The organism is Martelella radicis, from assembly GCF_014196625.1.
Taxonomy (GTDB): Bacteria; Pseudomonadota; Alphaproteobacteria; order Rhizobiales; family Rhizobiaceae; genus Martelella; species Martelella radicis.
Genome location: NZ_JACIDZ010000005.1, coordinates 147874 through 162501, shown reverse-complemented (window position 1 = coordinate 162501; position 14628 = coordinate 147874). Strand labels below are relative to the sequence as shown.

Here is a 14628-nt window from a genome sequence, read left to right as displayed (position 1 = left end):
TTAAAACCGCTCGAACACCGCGCCCGTCTTGCCACAGGATTTGCCATGCTTCCCGATCACGCCTTCTTCATGCGGCTTGCCGATGCGGCCGCCGCCGAGACATTGCCGCGCTTCCGCTCCGGCCTCGATGTGGATAACAAGCTGAGCGGCGGCTTCGATCCGGTCACGGAAGGCGACAGAGCGGCTGAAAGCGCCATCAGGCAGTTGATTGCGGATAGTTTTCCGGAACACGGCATTCTGGGCGAGGAGCATGGCGCAAGCGGGCTCGACCGCGAATATGTCTGGGTCATCGACCCGATCGATGGCACGCGGGCCTTCATTTCCGGCGTGCCGGTCTGGGGCACGCTGATCGGGCTCTATCGCGCTGGCCGGGCGGTGATGGGGCTGATGGACCAGCCCTTCACGGGCGAGCGGTTCTTTGCCGATGGGCAAGGGGCGTTTTTTTCCGGGCCTGGCGGGCCTCGGGACCTGAAAACGCGCGATTGCCGGCGCCTCGAGGAAGCGGTTCTGTTCACCACCTCGCCGAGGATCATGAAAGGGGACGCGCTTTCGCGTTACGACCGCCTGGAGCAACATGTGCGTCTCGCCCGTTACGGCATCGATTGCTATGCCTATTGCCTTCTGGCCTCGGGCTTTGCCGATCTCGTCGTCGAAAGCGACCTGAAACCCTATGACGTCGGCGCGCTGATTGCGATCGTTGAAAGGGCCGGCGGCGTGATCACGACCTGGACCGGCGAGAGGCCCGAAAATGGCGGCGATATCATCGCCGCGGCAACGCCGAAGCTGCATGCCGCAGCGCTTGCGGAACTGGGCGCAGGCTGAAGACGCGTCATCGGGCGTTCAGGCATTCTTCGAAGAAGCGCAGGATCGCGTCAAGGGCAGGGCGGCGCACGGCGTCGGTTTCCTGAAGAATCTCATGTCCGGAAGGTTCCAGCACCAGGTGGCGGGCGCCGAGCCTTCGGGCGACGCGCGCCTGCTGTTTTGCCGGGATCAGCGCATCGCGGCCGGCCGACAGCACCAGCGAAGGACAGTCGATCGCGGCAAGCGCCTTCGGCCGGGTGAGACGGCTGATCGCGCCAAGGCAGGCCGAGAGCCATCCGAAGGTCACCGGCCCCAGCAGATAGGGCGGGTCGGTTTTCGCTGCTGCGATATTGCGCTCGTAGCGCGCGCGATCGGATGTGTGGTTCTGTTCCTCAAAGCGTGCCGGCGCTGTTTTCAGGCGCGCGGTACGCAGCCTGGCACGTCCCGTCCGGCTTGCGATCCATGCCATGGCGCGAATCATTATGGCCGGATGGCGGTGGTGGCGAACGCCGACAAAGGGCGCCGACAGCACAAGGCCCGCAAAGCGGCCCGGCGTCATCTCGGCAACGGCAAGCGCAATCAGCCCGCCGAGCGAATGGCCGAGCAGGAAATAGGGGCCGGGCATGTGCCCCTCGACGTGTTGCGAGAAGAAGTCGAGCATATCGCGCGGATAGTCTGAAAACCGATCGACATGGCCCATATTGCCATCCTCGGCTCGGCGCTCGGAACCACCCTGTCCGCGCAGGTCGAGGATTGCGACGGCATAGCCGGCGAGGCGAAGATCGGACACGGTCTCGGCGTATTTCTCGATGAATTCCGCGCGCCCGGCTACAATGAGCACCGTGGCCCGCGCATTGTCGCACTGGAATAGTCCGTAACGCAGCCTGGCCCCGTCAAAGGCCCGCATCATGCCGATTGTCTCGGCCGGTTGCCCATCCATGTTCTGTCCGCTGCCGGTCACTCGCATGTGGCCTGTGATGGCGTGCGCGAACGGCAAAGGCAATGGGCGGCGTCAGATTTCGCTGGAAAAAGGACCGGAACCGGGTGCTTGAACAGGGGTAAAAGCGCCTCGGCTCCGGCCAAGATACCGCTATCACTGGGTCAAGAGTGACAACGGTGCCGGGACGGGTGCGCCGTAGTTCCCGGCAAAAGCTGAATGACGCATTACGCCTGAACGTAAGTTCAATAGTTCATTCATATTGCGTTCATTCTCAATATAGTGACGGTGAATGACGGACAAAAGCACTGACGGCCGCTGCCTCGCGGCGTTTTTCGATTATGATACTTGCCTTCGCAAGCCTCTTGAAATCGCGCCTGGCTTTACCCAAATCTCCTCGCGTGGACGCCAATTCCTGGGTCCTCAACCGTTTTCCGTGATCGCCGGTTTCGGGATCGTCGGTAAATGTCATCGCAACCATACGTCGCTCAAAGGAGGACATTATGCGTAACGTCGATTTTTCTCCCCTCTACCGCTCCACCGTCGGCTTCGACCGGCTCTTCAATCTCCTCGACACGATGGGCCAGCCTGAGCAGGCCCCTGCCTATCCGCCCTATAATATCGAGCGCACCGGCGAGAACAATTATCGCATCTCAATGGCTGTTGCCGGCTTCAGCGAAAGCGAGCTTTCCATCGAGGCGCATGCCAACGTGCTGACCGTGAAAGGCGAGAAAGCCGAGGAAGACGATGATGGCAGCAGCGAATACCTGTATCGCGGTATCGCCAAACGTGCATTCGAACGTCGTTTCCAGCTTGCAGACCATATGGAAGTCCAGGGTGCAACACTCAAGAATGGTCTACTTTATGTTGAGCTGCTTCGCAACATTCCCGAGGCCATGAAACCGCGTCGAATTGCAATCGAAACGCGATCCGGCGAGCCGAAAACGATTTCGGCGCAAAAGAATGTGGAGATGGATGCTGCCTGACAGCAGACCCCCACTGGTTGAATAATGGCAACGGCGCCTCTCGGGGCGCCGTTTCTGTTTATCCATGCCAGCGCCTTGTGATTCGCGCGGCCAGATAATCCAGGGAAATTTTGCCGGGTCCGAAGATGACCAGCATGACCAGCGGAACCGTCCAGAGCAGGCGTTGGTCGAGGATCACGCTGTCCGGAAAACGGTCGAACAGCGCGCCGATGGTCTCGCCGCCCACCTGATGCACCGTGATGTCGACCAATGTCTGAACCGCAATGAAACCGAGCATGCCGAGCGCGCTCAGCCGGGTCGCAAGGCCGAAGATGATCAGCAGCGGCAGGGCGAATTCGGCATAGGTTCCCAGATGAACGATCAGCCCCCAGGGCAGGAAGGGCACTGCGGAAACATTGCCGCCGGCGGCCTCCACGGCCGGAAGCGCGATCTGGTAATAGGCGGAATTGCGAACCATGAAGAAGCCGGCAATGCCCGGTTCGACCTTGGTCAGTGCCGAGTTCAGAAAATAGAGCCAGAGTGTCGCGGCAAAGACCAGCCGTGCAAATAGCCCGGGAAACCAGGGCGAGAGGAAAGCCTGAATTCGCGCGAAAATCCTGTCATAGGTGCGTGCGACGGCGCAGATGAAATGCATGCTGACTACTCCCTTGCAGCCGAAAGGCGCATGAAGGCGCCCGAAGAGATCAATGTGGAAAAGGCTGCGCCGAGATCGAACTCCGGATCTCTCGTCAGCGCCGCATCCGTTGCCGCGCCTATGGAAGCGCCCTGCAGCAGCCGTTCGAAGAAGGTCGCCTGTCCTTCGTCCAGCGAAAGCACCGCGACATCATATTGCGGCCGGGTCACAAGTGCGGTTTCCGCCGGAGTGGGATCGAAACCCTTGAGCCCGGTTCCGTTGCGGGATCGCTGAAAGATGCTTGCCGCCGCGCTGGCAAGCCGCAGCAACCGGGTAGCCGGATGCGCGATCAGGCTGGCCTCCATCAGTTCGTCCGGTGTGATTGTCTGAAGCCTTTCGGGCAGGAGCGGCACTCGATCGGCCGCGTGATAGGCGTCGAGCCAGGCGCGTTCGAGCCGGGCGACGTCGGGCAGGAAGAACAGTCTTTCTGCCGGTTCGTAGGCGGCAATGAAGTCGGCAAAGCCGTGGCCGTACTCGGCAATCACTGGCGTTTGCGGCGGTTCGCGCGCTATATACTCGCCGGCCATGGCAGAGAAGAACCGTTCCCCCACAAGGTCGCGCGTTACCGGGAATATATCCGCGAGCGCGCCCTTCAGCCCCACGGCGACATTGTTGCGATAGACCCCGAAGCGCTTCGCGGCCGGTCCTCCGAAGGGATTTGCAACGCCGTCGGGCGCAGTCTCGCAGGACGGCGTGATGAGGGCTGCGGCGAAACCCTCAAGCGTTGCGGCAGCAGATCTCGTATCAGCCATGGCGACTGCCGAGCAGGAAGCGCTCGCCCTCCCGCTCCATGATCGTCTCGGCCAGTTGCGCCTCGCGCTTGAGGATCGGCCAGTCCGGAACGTCATTGTCCCATTCGATCAGCGTCGGCAGCGGTCCGGTCTGGCGGATGACGAAGGCATAGAGCGCCCACACCGCGTCATCGACCGGCCTGTCGTGAGCATCGATCAAAAGCGGCGCTCCGGTATCGTCGACATCCCGCGCGTGGCCGGCCAAGTGAATCTCGCCGACGCGTTCCAGCGGAAAAGACTTCAGATAGGACAGGGCGTCAAAGCCGTTATTGGTCGCGGAAACATGGACGTTGTTCACGTCAAGCAGCAGGCCGCAGCCGCTTCTGCGCGCGATCTCGTCAAGAAAGATGGTCTCGGGGATCGTGCTCTCCGAAAAGGCGACATAGGTAGACGGGTTCTCGAGCAGGATCGGCCGTTTCAGCCTTTCCTGTACAGCGTCGATGTGGTCGACGATATGGGCAAGCGTTTCCTCGGTATAGGGCAACGGCAGAAGGTCATTGTAATAGGCATTATCATGGGTCGACCATGCCAGGTGCTCGGAAACGAGGCCCGGCTCATAGCGCTCGACAACGCCTGCCAGCCGTTCCAGATGGCTCGGATCAATCCCGCGCGGAGAGCCGATCGACAGGCCGACGCCATGGATAGAGAGCGGGAAGTCCTCGCGCATGCGCGTCAGGATACGATGGGGATGGCCGCCCGCGCCCATATAGTTTTCGGCGTGCACTTCCAGGAAGCCGATGCGATAGACATCGTTCAAAATGGCGTCGGCATGGGCGGTCTTGAAGCCGGCGCCGGCTCGCTGCGGGATCTGTCGCCGCGCAAGCAAGGCAGTCATTTCACTGGACATGTGTAGTCCTCCCACTCACTGGATGACGCGAGACCGCCGGTGCGCCGAGGGCACCGGCGGTAGTAACGCGCAATCACATTGCGGGCAGGTCGCGATCGAGCGGCTTGAGCGAACCCATGCGGTCGCCCGGCAGCTTCATGTCCGTGCAGGAGCCTTCGGCGACATATTTCCAGGCATTGCCCTGGTAGTCGACCTTGGACGTGCCTGCGCAGGTCGTGCCCGGTCCGGCGGCGCAATCGTTCTGGCCGGCCATGGCAACGCCGTAGCACTTGACATCGGCGGCCTGGGCGGGGGCGGTGGCCGCAAGGCTGCCGACAGCCACGGCGAGCGCACCGGCCAGAGTTGCAGCGCTGATCTTGTTGGTCTTCGACATGCTATTCTCCTCATTGATCGAGACGGGTTCGATTGTTGTGCAAGTCTTGTTCTTGCACGCAGGAGTTTTGCAAAATCGGCCTTCACTTGGAAATCAATGGAGCGTCACCCAGCCATCACGCCGCGTCACCGGCCTGTGAGGCGCCGTTACCCCTTCGTGAGCGGTTCGGCCTCGAGAAAGGAGACAAAGCGGTCGACCTCGGCCTCGGTCGTGGCGAAGCTTGTTACGCAGCGCGCCAGAACCTCGTCTTCAGCCACAAGTCCCGGCTGGTCTGCCGGCGTCAGCCAGTCGTAGAACTGCGCGCCGGCCTTGCGCGCGGCTTCCGCCGCTGACTTCGGCAGGATGATGAAGACCTCGTTCGATTGGGTCTCCCAGGCAAGCCGCGCCTTTGCCGACGTGCGGAAGGCAATGCGCATCCGCTCGGCCATGGCGTTTGAGTGGCGGGCGAGGTTGAGCCAGAGATCGTCTGTCAGATAGGCGTCGAGCTGGGCGGAGATGAAGCGGGTCTTGGAGAAGAGATGCGCGGCGCGCTTGCGAATAAAGGGCATTTCCCGCGCCTGGCCCGGGTTCATGAACACGATGGCCTCCGCGCACCAGCAGCCGTTCTTGGTGCCGCCGAAGGAGAGGATGTCGACGCCGCGCTTCCATGTCATTTCCGCAGGCGTTGTGTCGAGCGCCACGAGCGCATTGGCAAAGCGCGCGCCGTCCATGTGAACGGGAAGGCCGCCTTCCTTGGCGACGGCAGTGAGGGCGTCGATCTCGTCAAGCCCGTAGACGGTGCCGACTTCGGTCGACTGCGTCAGCGACACCGCCATCGGCTGGCCGTGATGAATGAAATCCGCCGGATAGCGCGCGGCGATCCGCCTGAGCTCTGAAGGCGTCATCTTGCCTTCGGGGCCCGAAACGGTGGCGAGCCTGCCGCCGCCGGTGAAATATTCCGGCGCGCCGCCCTCGTCATTGGCGATATGGGCGTCCTTGTGGCAGAAGACCACGCCGCCCGGCCGCCCAACGGAGGAAAGCGCCAGCGAATTGGCCGCCGTGCCGGTGCCGACGAAGAAGACCGCGACCTCGCGTTCGAAGATCTCGTTGAATCGCGCCTCGATCTTCCGGTCCAGCGGGCTTGTGCCATAGGCATTGGCATAGCCCGACTGTTCGCGTATCAACGCTTCGCCGATTGCGGGATGGGCGCCGGACCAGTTGTCGGAAGCAAAAAACATGGATAAAGACCTCAGAAGCGTTCGAGAAATGCGGTAAGCGGGATATCAGGGAAAAGCTTGCCGCCTGTAAAGGGGCATTCCCGGATGTCCGGTTTCAGACGCTGTTTTCGCAGGAGTTTGCGCCTGTCGGCTTCAGGGGCGTGGAATCTGCCTATAAATTGCCGTTTTCTTTCACGTCTTTCGAAAGAACCCGGATAAGGGTAACTTTCTTGCGTTTTCGGTCCCTCTGGCGTAATTTTCTCTCGCCTTCGGGCGCGCGATTTCATTATTTGCTTGCGACTTTGCGTGGTTTCTGGCATGAACTGCAGATAGGACAGTTATGCTGTCCTATTTTTATGTCTGGCTGTGTCGTGTGCCGATCGCAAGGGGCTGACGTGTTCGCGCTTTTTGGTCTATAGTGACCGGACAAGCGGAAGGCCGCGCTCCGGCTCGCTCACGACAAGAGCCATCGGCTGGAGCGCCCATTGGTATGGTCGTCCCGGTTTTAAATGAGAGAGAGGTCTGCAGGCGGCAGGGCGCATCAGCGCCTTCACGCATTTGCCTGCACCCATGATCCGGTTTCGCCTGCAGTCCGGCAGGTTTTAAGGAGATCTTGTATGACGAAGATGACGCCATCCGCGCTCAGTGGTGCCCCGCTCACGCAAATGACCGTGACGCCTGCCGCCAATAAAGCTGCCGACGGTCGTCGCAACAAACGTCAGGGGCTCTATGATCCGAGGAACGAGCACGACGCCTGCGGCGTTGGCTTCATCGCCCACATGAAGGGCGAGAAGTCGCACCAGATCGTCAAGGACGGCTTGTTCATTCTCGAAAACCTCACCCATCGCGGCGCGGTCGGTGCCGATCCGTTGATGGGCGACGGCGCTGGCATGCTGATGCAGATCCCGGATCGCTTCTTCCGTGAGGAAATGGCAGCGGAAGGCATCGTGCTGCCGAAGGTCGGCGAATATGCCGTCGGCTATTTCTTCATGCCGCGCGATCCCGAGCGCATTGCCCACTACAAGGATATCATCCAGAAGGTGATCGCCGACGAGGGCCAACGCTTCATCGGCTTCCGCGAAGTGCCGGTCGACAATTCCTCGCTGTCGAAGGCGGAGGATATCGCCGCGACCGAGCCCTATCACCTGCAGGTCTTCATCGGCGCCGGCGAGCGGGCCGATACGCAGCAGGATTTCGAGCGTCGCCTGTTCATCCTGCGCAAGGTGATCTCGAACACGATCTTTTCCGAATCGGAAGGTGCGGCGGAAGACTTCTACATCGTCTCGATGTCGTCCTCGACCATCGTCTACAAGGGCATGTTCCTTGCCTATCAGGTCGGCGCCTATTACAAGGACCTTTCCGATCCGCGCTTCGAATCCGCCGTTGCCCTCGTGCACCAGCGCTTTTCGACCAACACCTTCCCCTCCTGGAAGCTGTCGCACCCCTACCGCATGGTTGCCCATAACGGCGAGATCAACACGCTGCGCGGCAACGTCAACTGGATGGCTGCGCGTCAGGCTTCCGTGTCCTCGCCGCTCTTCGGCGACGATATCTCCAAGCTCTGGCCGATCTCTTATGAGGGCCAGTCCGATACGGCATGTTTCGACAATGCGCTTGAGTTCCTGGTGCAGGGCGGCTATTCCATGGCGCATGCCGTGATGATGCTGATCCCGGAAGCCTGGGCCGGCAACATGTCGATGGGCCCGCAGACGCGCGCCTTCTACGAATATCACGCAGCCCTGATGGAGCCGTGGGACGGTCCGGCCGCCGTTGCCTTTACCGACGGCCGCCAGATCGGCGCGACGCTTGACCGCAACGGCCTGCGGCCGGCGCGCTATCTCATCACCAAGGATGACCGGATCATCATGGCGTCTGAAGCCGGCGTTCTGCCGGTCGAGGAAGAAAACATCGTCGCCAAGTGGCGCCTGCAGCCCGGCCGCATGCTTCTGATCGACATGGAAAAGGGCCGGATCATCTCCGACGACGAGATCAAGTCCGAGCTTGCCGGCATGCATCCCTATCAGGACTGGCTCGATCGCACCCAGCTGATCCTCGAAGAACTGAAGCCGGTGGAACCGCGTGCGCTCAGGCGCGACGTGTCGTTGCTCGACCGCCAGCAGGCCTTCGGCTACACCCAGGAAGACACCAAGATCCTGATGTCGCCGATGGCAACGACCGGCCAGGAAGCGATCGGCTCGATGGGCACCGATACGCCGATTTCGGCGATGTCGGACAAGTCGAAGCTGCTCTACACCTATTTCAAGCAGAACTTCGCCCAGGTCACCAACCCGCCGATCGACCCGATCCGCGAGGAACTGGTGATGAGCCTCGTCTCCTTCATCGGCCCGCGTCCGAACATTCTCGACCATGAGGGCGCCTCGCGCGAAAAGCGCCTGGAAGTGCGCCAGCCGATCCTGACCAATGGCGATCTGGAAAAGATTCGCTCCATCGGCCATACCGAGGACCGGTTCGACACCAAGACGCTCGACGTTACCTATAGCGCTGAGCAGGGCGAAGCCGGCATGCCGGAGATGATCGACCGGCTGTGCGAGCGCGCTGAAGCCGCCGTCAAGGGCGGTTACAACATCATCGTGCTCTCCGACCGCCAGATCGGCCCGGACCGGATCGCGATCCCCGCGCTTCTGGCAACGGCAGCCGTGCATCATCATCTGATCCGCAAGGGGCTCAGAACCTCGGTCGGCCTCGTGGTCGAATCGGGCGAACCGCGCGAAGTGCATCACTTCTGCTGTCTCGCCGGCTATGGCGCGGAAGCCATCAATCCCTATCTCGCCTTCGACACGCTGGCCGACATGCATGCCAGGGGAATGTTCCCCGAGGAGGTCGACGCCGGCGAGGTGATCTACCGCTATATCAAGGCGATCGGGAAGGGCATGCTGAAGGTCATGTCCAAGATGGGCATCTCGACCTATCAGTCCTATTGCGGCGCGCAGATCTTCGACGCGATCGGCCTGTCGTCGGAATTCGTCGAACGCTTCTTCTTCGGCACGGCCTCGATGATCGAGGGTGTTGGCCTCACGGAAGTCGCGGAAGAGACCGTCGCACGCCACCGCGCCGCTTTCGGCAAGGATCCGGTGCTGGCCTCCACGCTCGACATCGGCGGCGAATATGCCTACCGAATCCGCGGCGAGGCCCATGCCTGGACGCCGGATGCGGTGGCCGAGCTGCAGCACGCCGTGCGCGGCAATGCGCGCGACCGTTACGACGCCTTCGCCAAGATGGAGAACGCGACGGCGCTTCGGATGAACACCATTCGCGGGCTTTTCCGGATCAGGAACGCCGAGGAGATTGGCCGCAAGCCGGTATCGATCGATGAGGTCGAACCGGCGAACGAAATCGTCAAGCGGTTCTCCACCGGCGCCATGTCCTTCGGCTCAATCTCGCGCGAAGCGCACACCACGCTCGCCATCGCCATGAACCAGATCGGCGGCAAGTCGAACACGGGCGAGGGCGGCGAGGAGAGCGACCGCTACCTGAAGCTGCCTGACGGTTCCTATCCGAAGGAGCGTTCGGCGATCAAGCAGATCGCTTCGGGCCGGTTTGGCGTGACGACCGAATATCTGGTCAATGCCGACCTTCTGCAGATCAAGGTGGCCCAAGGCGCAAAGCCCGGCGAGGGCGGTCAGCTTCCCGGCCACAAGGTCGACGCGACGATCGCCAAGACCCGTCACTCGACGCCGGGCGTTGGCCTGATCTCGCCGCCGCCGCACCATGACATCTATTCGATCGAGGATCTGGCGCAGCTGATCTACGATCTGAAGAACGTCAACCCGACGGCCGATGTCTCGGTCAAGCTGGTCTCGGAAGTGGGCGTCGGCACGGTTGCCGCCGGCGTTGCCAAGGCGCGCGCCGACCACATCACCATTTCCGGCTTTGACGGCGGGACCGGCGCATCGCCGCTGACCTCGCTGAAGCACGCCGGCAGCCCCTGGGAAATCGGCCTTGCCGAAACCCAGCAGACGCTGGTGCTGAACGGGCTTCGCTCGCGCATTGCGCTGCAGGTCGATGGCGGGTTGAAGACCGGTCGTGACGTGCTGATCGGCGCCATGCTGGGCGCGGACGAGTTCGGCTTCTCCACCGCGCCGCTGATTGCGGCCGGCTGCATCATGATGCGCAAGTGCCACCTGAACACCTGCCCTGTCGGCGTCGCCACCCAGGACCCGGTCCTGAGGAAGCGCTTCAAGGGCCTGCCGGAACACGTGGTCAACTACTTCTTCTTCGTGGCAGAGGAACTGCGCGAGATGCTGGCGGCACTCGGTTTCACCAGCCTCAACGACGTCATCGGCTCTGTCGAACTGCTCGACAAGGACGAGGCGATCGCGCACTGGAAGTCGAAGGGTCTCGATTTCTCGAAGATCTTCCACAAGGTGGCAGCGCCCAAGGAAGCGACCTTCTGGACCGAGCGCCAGAAGCACCCGATCGACGATATTCTTGACCGCAAGCTGATCGAAAAGGCCATGCCGGCGCTCGAGAACAAGGAAAAGGTCGCCTTCGACGTCGAGATCAAGAATGTCGACCGCTCCGCCGGCGCCATGCTTTCGGGCGAGGTCGCCAAGCGCTGGAACGAGAAGGGCCTGAAGGAAGACACGATTTCCGTGACGCTTCACGGTACTGCGGGTCAGTCCTTCGGCGCGTTCCTGGCAAGCGGCGTCACCTTCGACCTGATTGGTGACGGCAACGATTATGTCGGCAAGGGGCTTTCGGGCGGCAAGATCATCATCCGTCCGCCGGAAAACTCGCCGATCGTGCCGGAAGAATCGATCATCGTCGGCAATACGGTGCTCTATGGCGCAACGTCTGGCGAGTGCTACTTCCGCGGCGTTGCCGGTGAACGCTTCGCTGTCAGAAACTCCGGCGCGATTGCCGTTGTCGAGGGCGTTGGCGACCATGGCTGCGAATACATGACCGGCGGTCTTGTTGTCGTGCTCGGTTCGACGGGCCGCAACTTCGCGGCCGGCATGTCGGGCGGCGTGGCCTACGTTCTCGACGAGGACGGCGGCTTTGCCGACCGCTGCAACATGGCCATGGTCATGTTGGAGCCGGTTCCGGAAGAAGACGACATGCTGGAGAAGCTCCATCACCATGGCGGCGACCTCATGCACAAGGGCCGTGTCGACGTCTCCGGTGACATGACCCGCCACGACGAGGAGCGTCTGGTGCGTCTCATCACCAACCATCTGCTCTACACGGGCTCGACCCGCGCCAAGGCGATCCTGGACGACTGGGCCCATTACCGCCCGATGTTCCGCAAGGTCATGCCGGTGGAGTACCGCCGTGCGCTGGAAGAAATGGAGCGCATGCGCATGGGCGTCGCAGCGGAGTGATTGTTGCCGCGAAATGCCTGTGATATGACAGTGTCATATCACAGGTATGGAGGCTGAGATGTCGAACCGTATCACCAAGGAAAGAAAGTCCCGGATTTTCATGAATGGCCGCAGCCGCGCCGTGCGAATTCCAAGCGAGTTCGAGCTGGAAGGCGACGAGGTCATGATCAGACAGGATGAGAGCGGCCTGATCACGATCGAGCCGGTAAAGAGGAAGATGACGCCACGGGAGGTTATCGAGTGGCTTCGCGCGCAGCCGCCACTGCCTGAAGAAGAATGGTTGCCGGAGATCGAAGACCTGCCGCCGCGGGACGTCGATCTTTAGAAATGAAGTATCTGCTGGATACAAATACGATATCGCATGCCTTGAAATTTCCGGCGGGACCGGTCGGTCGGAGATTGTTCGAGGAAAATGCGGATGCGCTGTGTACCAGCATCGTCGTGGTGGCTGAACTTCGGTTCGGCTATCTGAGAAGGGGATCGGAGCGGCTCAAGAGGGATGTCGAGACGCTGGTGGGCAGTCTGGATATCCTGCCGTGGGAAAGCCCGGCAGAGTGGAAATATGCCGAGCTTCGACTTGCGCTGGAAAGGGCCGGCACGCCGATCGGCCAGATGGACATGCTGATCGCAGCCCACGCGCTTGCGCTCGATGCGGTGCTGGTGACGGCGAATGAAAGAGAATTCAAACGGGTTCCCGGCCTGAAGGTCGAGAACTGGGAAACGGCCTGAAGGGCAAAAGAACGACTTCAACCGGCTCTGCGGGTCAGGGGCGCGGGTCATGAGAGTGAGGGATCGGACATGCTGATGACAACGACGCCGACGGTCGAGGGCCGCAAGATTGTCGAATACAAGGGCGTGGTGACAGGGGAAGCGATCATCGGGGCCAACATCTTCAGGGATATCCGTGCGAGCTTTCGCGATATCGTCGGCGGGCGGTCGTCGGCCTACGAGGAATCGCTGGCGGAGGCCCGCGAGACAGCTTTTGCCGAGGCCGAGAAAATGGCCCAAGGTCTCGGCGCCAACGCGATTGTCGGGATCGATCTCGACTATGAAAACATCACCTCCGGCAGCGGAACCATGCTGATGGTATCGGTCTCCGGCACCGCTGTCGTCATCGAGTAATTCAGGGAAAGTCATGGGTAAAGTTACAGGTTTCATGGAAATCGACCGGCAGGTTGCGAAGTATCAGCCTGCCTCCGACCGCATTCGCCATTTCCGCGAATTCACCATCCCGATGTCGGACCCGGAAGTGCAGAAACAGGCCGCCCGCTGCATGGATTGCGGCATTCCCTATTGCCATGGGCCGACCGGCTGTCCGATCCATAACCAGATCCCGGACTGGAACGATCTGGTCTATTCCGGCAATTGGAAAGAGGCGATTGCCAACCTGCATTCGACCAACAACTTTCCGGAGTTCACCGGCCGCGTCTGCCCCGCGCCGTGCGAGGAGGCCTGCACGCTGAACCTCGAGGATATCCCGGTCTCGATCAAGACGATCGAACAGGCGATCGCCGACAAGGCCTATGAACTGGGCTTTATCGTCCCGCGTCCGGCAACGACAAAGACCGGCAAGAAGGTGGCGGTGATCGGTTCCGGGCCTGCCGGCATGTCGGCTGCCCAGCAGCTTGGCCGTGCCGGTCATGATGTTGTGGTGCTGGAGCGCGAGGCGAAGCCCGGCGGTCTGCTGCGATACGGCATCCCCGACTTCAAGATGGAGAAGAACTTCATCGATCGCCGCGTTGAACAGATGCGCGGGGAAGGGGTTGAATTCCGCTGCGGCGTCAATGTCGGCGTTGATGTGAAGGTCGACGAGCTGCTCGCCGAATATGACGCCGTGCTTTACTGCGGCGGCTCCGAAACGCCGCGCGCCTCCGGCATCGGCGGCGGCGACCTGCACGGCGTTTACGATGCCATGCCCTTCCTGGTGCAGCAGAACAAGCGCGTGGGTCGTGAGAACATCGATTCGACCGGCTGGCCGTCGGAGCCCATTCTTGCCGGCGGCAAGCATGTGGTGGTCGTCGGCGGCGGCGATACCGCCTCCGACTGTGTCGGTACGGCGTTCCGTCAGGGCGCCGTCAAGGTGACTCAGCTCGATATCCGTCCGCAGCCGCCGGAAAAGGAAGACAAGCTCGCGGTATGGCCGTTCTGGGCCACGAAGATGCGCACGTCATCGTCCCAGGCCGAAGGCGCGGTGCGCGAGTTCCAGGTCGCCACGCTGGAGTTCGTCGGCGAAGAGGGCGTGCTCACCGGCGTCAAATGCTGCCATGTGGATGAGAAACGTCAGCCGATCGCCGGCACGGAATTTGTCATCAAGGCGGATCTCGCCTTTATCGCCATCGGTTTCCGCGGTCCGCTGAAGACCGGCATCCTTGCAGAACTGGAAGGCCGTCTCACGCTCAACACCGACCGTCGCGGCTCGGTCAACGTCGTCGCCAATGATGACGACTACAAGACATCGGTCGACAGATTCTGGACGGCAGGCGATGTCCGGCGCGGCCAGTCGCTCGTCGTCTGGGCGATCCGCGAGGGCCGCCAGGCGGCCCGTTCGATCGACCTGGCCCTGATGGGCGAGACGCTGCTGCCGCGCTGAAATCGCTGCACAAATCGTGGGCTGCGGCGTGTCGCCGCAGCCTTCCCCGGAAAAAGCGGAAAACGGCGGTTGCTTTGATTGCGCTCGCCCTT

At 61.6% G+C, this 14628-nt stretch carries 13 protein-coding genes; 7 read left to right on the top strand and 6 right to left on the bottom strand.

What is annotated here, in order from left to right:
• Positions 1-45 precede the first annotated feature (45 nt).
• Positions 46-822, top strand: coding sequence for a histidinol-phosphatase (hisN, locus tag GGR30_RS09515; RefSeq protein ID WP_183485429.1), 777 nt, complete (start codon positions 46-48; stop codon positions 820-822).
• Between the two features lie 7 nt (positions 823-829).
• On the opposite strand, the gene GGR30_RS09510 is transcribed toward hisN, so the two are convergent.
• Complete coding sequence (locus GGR30_RS09510; protein ID WP_183485426.1) at positions 830-1741, bottom strand: alpha/beta fold hydrolase; 912 nt, start codon at positions 1739-1741, stop codon at positions 830-832.
• A 500-nt stretch (positions 1742-2241) separates the two neighbouring features.
• Here GGR30_RS09510 and GGR30_RS09505 point away from each other — a divergent pair, with 500 nt between their 5' ends.
• Positions 2242-2724: an Hsp20 family protein gene (locus tag GGR30_RS09505; protein WP_183485423.1), complete on the top strand. Its 483-nt coding sequence runs from the start codon at positions 2242-2244 to the stop codon at positions 2722-2724.
• 58 nt (positions 2725-2782) lie between these two features.
• On the opposite strand, the gene GGR30_RS09500 is transcribed toward GGR30_RS09505, so the two are convergent.
• From GGR30_RS09500 to GGR30_RS09480, 5 genes are all read right to left on the bottom strand, one after another.
• Positions 2783-3358 (bottom strand): DoxX family protein, encoded by a 576-nt coding sequence (locus GGR30_RS09500; protein WP_183485421.1) that lies wholly within the window; start codon positions 3356-3358, stop codon positions 2783-2785.
• A gap of 5 nt (positions 3359-3363) precedes the next feature.
• Positions 3364-4149, bottom strand: a complete 786-nt coding sequence (locus tag GGR30_RS09495; RefSeq protein ID WP_183485419.1) for an HvfC/BufC N-terminal domain-containing protein — start codon at positions 4147-4149, stop codon at positions 3364-3366.
• Positions 4142-5035, bottom strand: a complete 894-nt coding sequence (bufB, locus tag GGR30_RS09490) for an MNIO family bufferin maturase (protein ID WP_183485417.1) — start codon at positions 5033-5035, stop codon at positions 4142-4144. Before bufB ends, GGR30_RS09495 begins: the two co-directional genes overlap by 8 nt.
• A 73-nt stretch (positions 5036-5108) precedes the next feature.
• Positions 5109-5408, bottom strand: a complete 300-nt coding sequence (locus GGR30_RS09485; protein ID WP_183485415.1) for a BufA1 family periplasmic bufferin-type metallophore — start codon at positions 5406-5408, stop codon at positions 5109-5111.
• 146 nt (positions 5409-5554) lie between these two features.
• Positions 5555-6625 carry a threonine aldolase family protein gene (locus GGR30_RS09480; protein ID WP_183485413.1) on the bottom strand — a complete coding sequence of 357 codons (1071 nt, stop codon included), beginning with the start codon at positions 6623-6625 and terminating at the stop codon, positions 5555-5557.
• Between the two features lie 644 nt (positions 6626-7269).
• Between GGR30_RS09480 and gltB the strand changes: the two genes are divergently transcribed.
• The 5 genes from gltB (at position 7270) to GGR30_RS09455 (ending at position 14536) form a co-directional block, all read left to right on the top strand.
• Positions 7270-11946 carry a glutamate synthase large subunit gene (gltB, locus tag GGR30_RS09475; protein ID WP_246413730.1) on the top strand — a complete coding sequence of 1559 codons (4677 nt, stop codon included), beginning with the start codon at positions 7270-7272 and terminating at the stop codon, positions 11944-11946.
• Between the two features lie 58 nt (positions 11947-12004).
• Positions 12005-12271 (top strand): antitoxin, encoded by a 267-nt coding sequence (locus GGR30_RS09470; protein WP_183485408.1) that lies wholly within the window; start codon positions 12005-12007, stop codon positions 12269-12271.
• Between the two features lie 2 nt (positions 12272-12273).
• On the top strand, positions 12274-12675 hold the full coding sequence (locus tag GGR30_RS09465; RefSeq protein WP_183485404.1) for a type II toxin-antitoxin system VapC family toxin: 402 nt from the start codon (positions 12274-12276) through the stop codon (positions 12673-12675).
• A 69-nt stretch (positions 12676-12744) separates the two neighbouring features.
• Positions 12745-13068, top strand: a complete 324-nt coding sequence (locus GGR30_RS09460) for a heavy metal-binding domain-containing protein (protein ID WP_183485400.1) — start codon at positions 12745-12747, stop codon at positions 13066-13068.
• 13 nt (positions 13069-13081) lie between these two features.
• A complete protein-coding gene (locus GGR30_RS09455) occupies positions 13082-14536 on the top strand; it encodes a glutamate synthase subunit beta (protein ID WP_183485397.1) in 1455 nt (484 codons plus the stop codon).
• The last annotated feature ends 92 nt before the right edge of the window (positions 14537-14628 follow it).

Coding starts and splice junctions, on each gene's coding strand:
- GGR30_RS09505 (WP_183485423.1), top strand. CDS start 2,242: ATGCGTAACGTCGATTTTTCTCCCCTCTACCGCTCCACCGTCGGCTTC.
- GGR30_RS09485 (WP_183485415.1), bottom strand. CDS start 5,408: ATGTCGAAGACCAACAAGATCAGCGCTGCAACTCTGGCCGGTGCGCTC.
- gltB (WP_246413730.1), top strand. CDS start 7,270: ATGACCGTGACGCCTGCCGCCAATAAAGCTGCCGACGGTCGTCGCAAC.
- GGR30_RS09465 (WP_183485404.1), top strand. CDS start 12,274: ATGAAGTATCTGCTGGATACAAATACGATATCGCATGCCTTGAAATTT.
- GGR30_RS09460 (WP_183485400.1), top strand. CDS start 12,745: ATGCTGATGACAACGACGCCGACGGTCGAGGGCCGCAAGATTGTCGAA.
- hisN (WP_183485429.1), top strand. CDS start 46: ATGCTTCCCGATCACGCCTTCTTCATGCGGCTTGCCGATGCGGCCGCC.
- GGR30_RS09470 (WP_183485408.1), top strand. CDS start 12,005: ATGTCGAACCGTATCACCAAGGAAAGAAAGTCCCGGATTTTCATGAAT.
- GGR30_RS09510 (WP_183485426.1), bottom strand. CDS start 1,741: ATGGATGGGCAACCGGCCGAGACAATCGGCATGATGCGGGCCTTTGAC.
- GGR30_RS09495 (WP_183485419.1), bottom strand. CDS start 4,149: ATGGCTGATACGAGATCTGCTGCCGCAACGCTTGAGGGTTTCGCCGCA.
- GGR30_RS09455 (WP_183485397.1), top strand. CDS start 13,082: ATGGGTAAAGTTACAGGTTTCATGGAAATCGACCGGCAGGTTGCGAAG.
- GGR30_RS09500 (WP_183485421.1), bottom strand. CDS start 3,358: ATGCATTTCATCTGCGCCGTCGCACGCACCTATGACAGGATTTTCGCG.
- bufB (WP_183485417.1), bottom strand. CDS start 5,035: ATGTCCAGTGAAATGACTGCCTTGCTTGCGCGGCGACAGATCCCGCAG.
- GGR30_RS09480 (WP_183485413.1), bottom strand. CDS start 6,625: ATGTTTTTTGCTTCCGACAACTGGTCCGGCGCCCATCCCGCAATCGGC.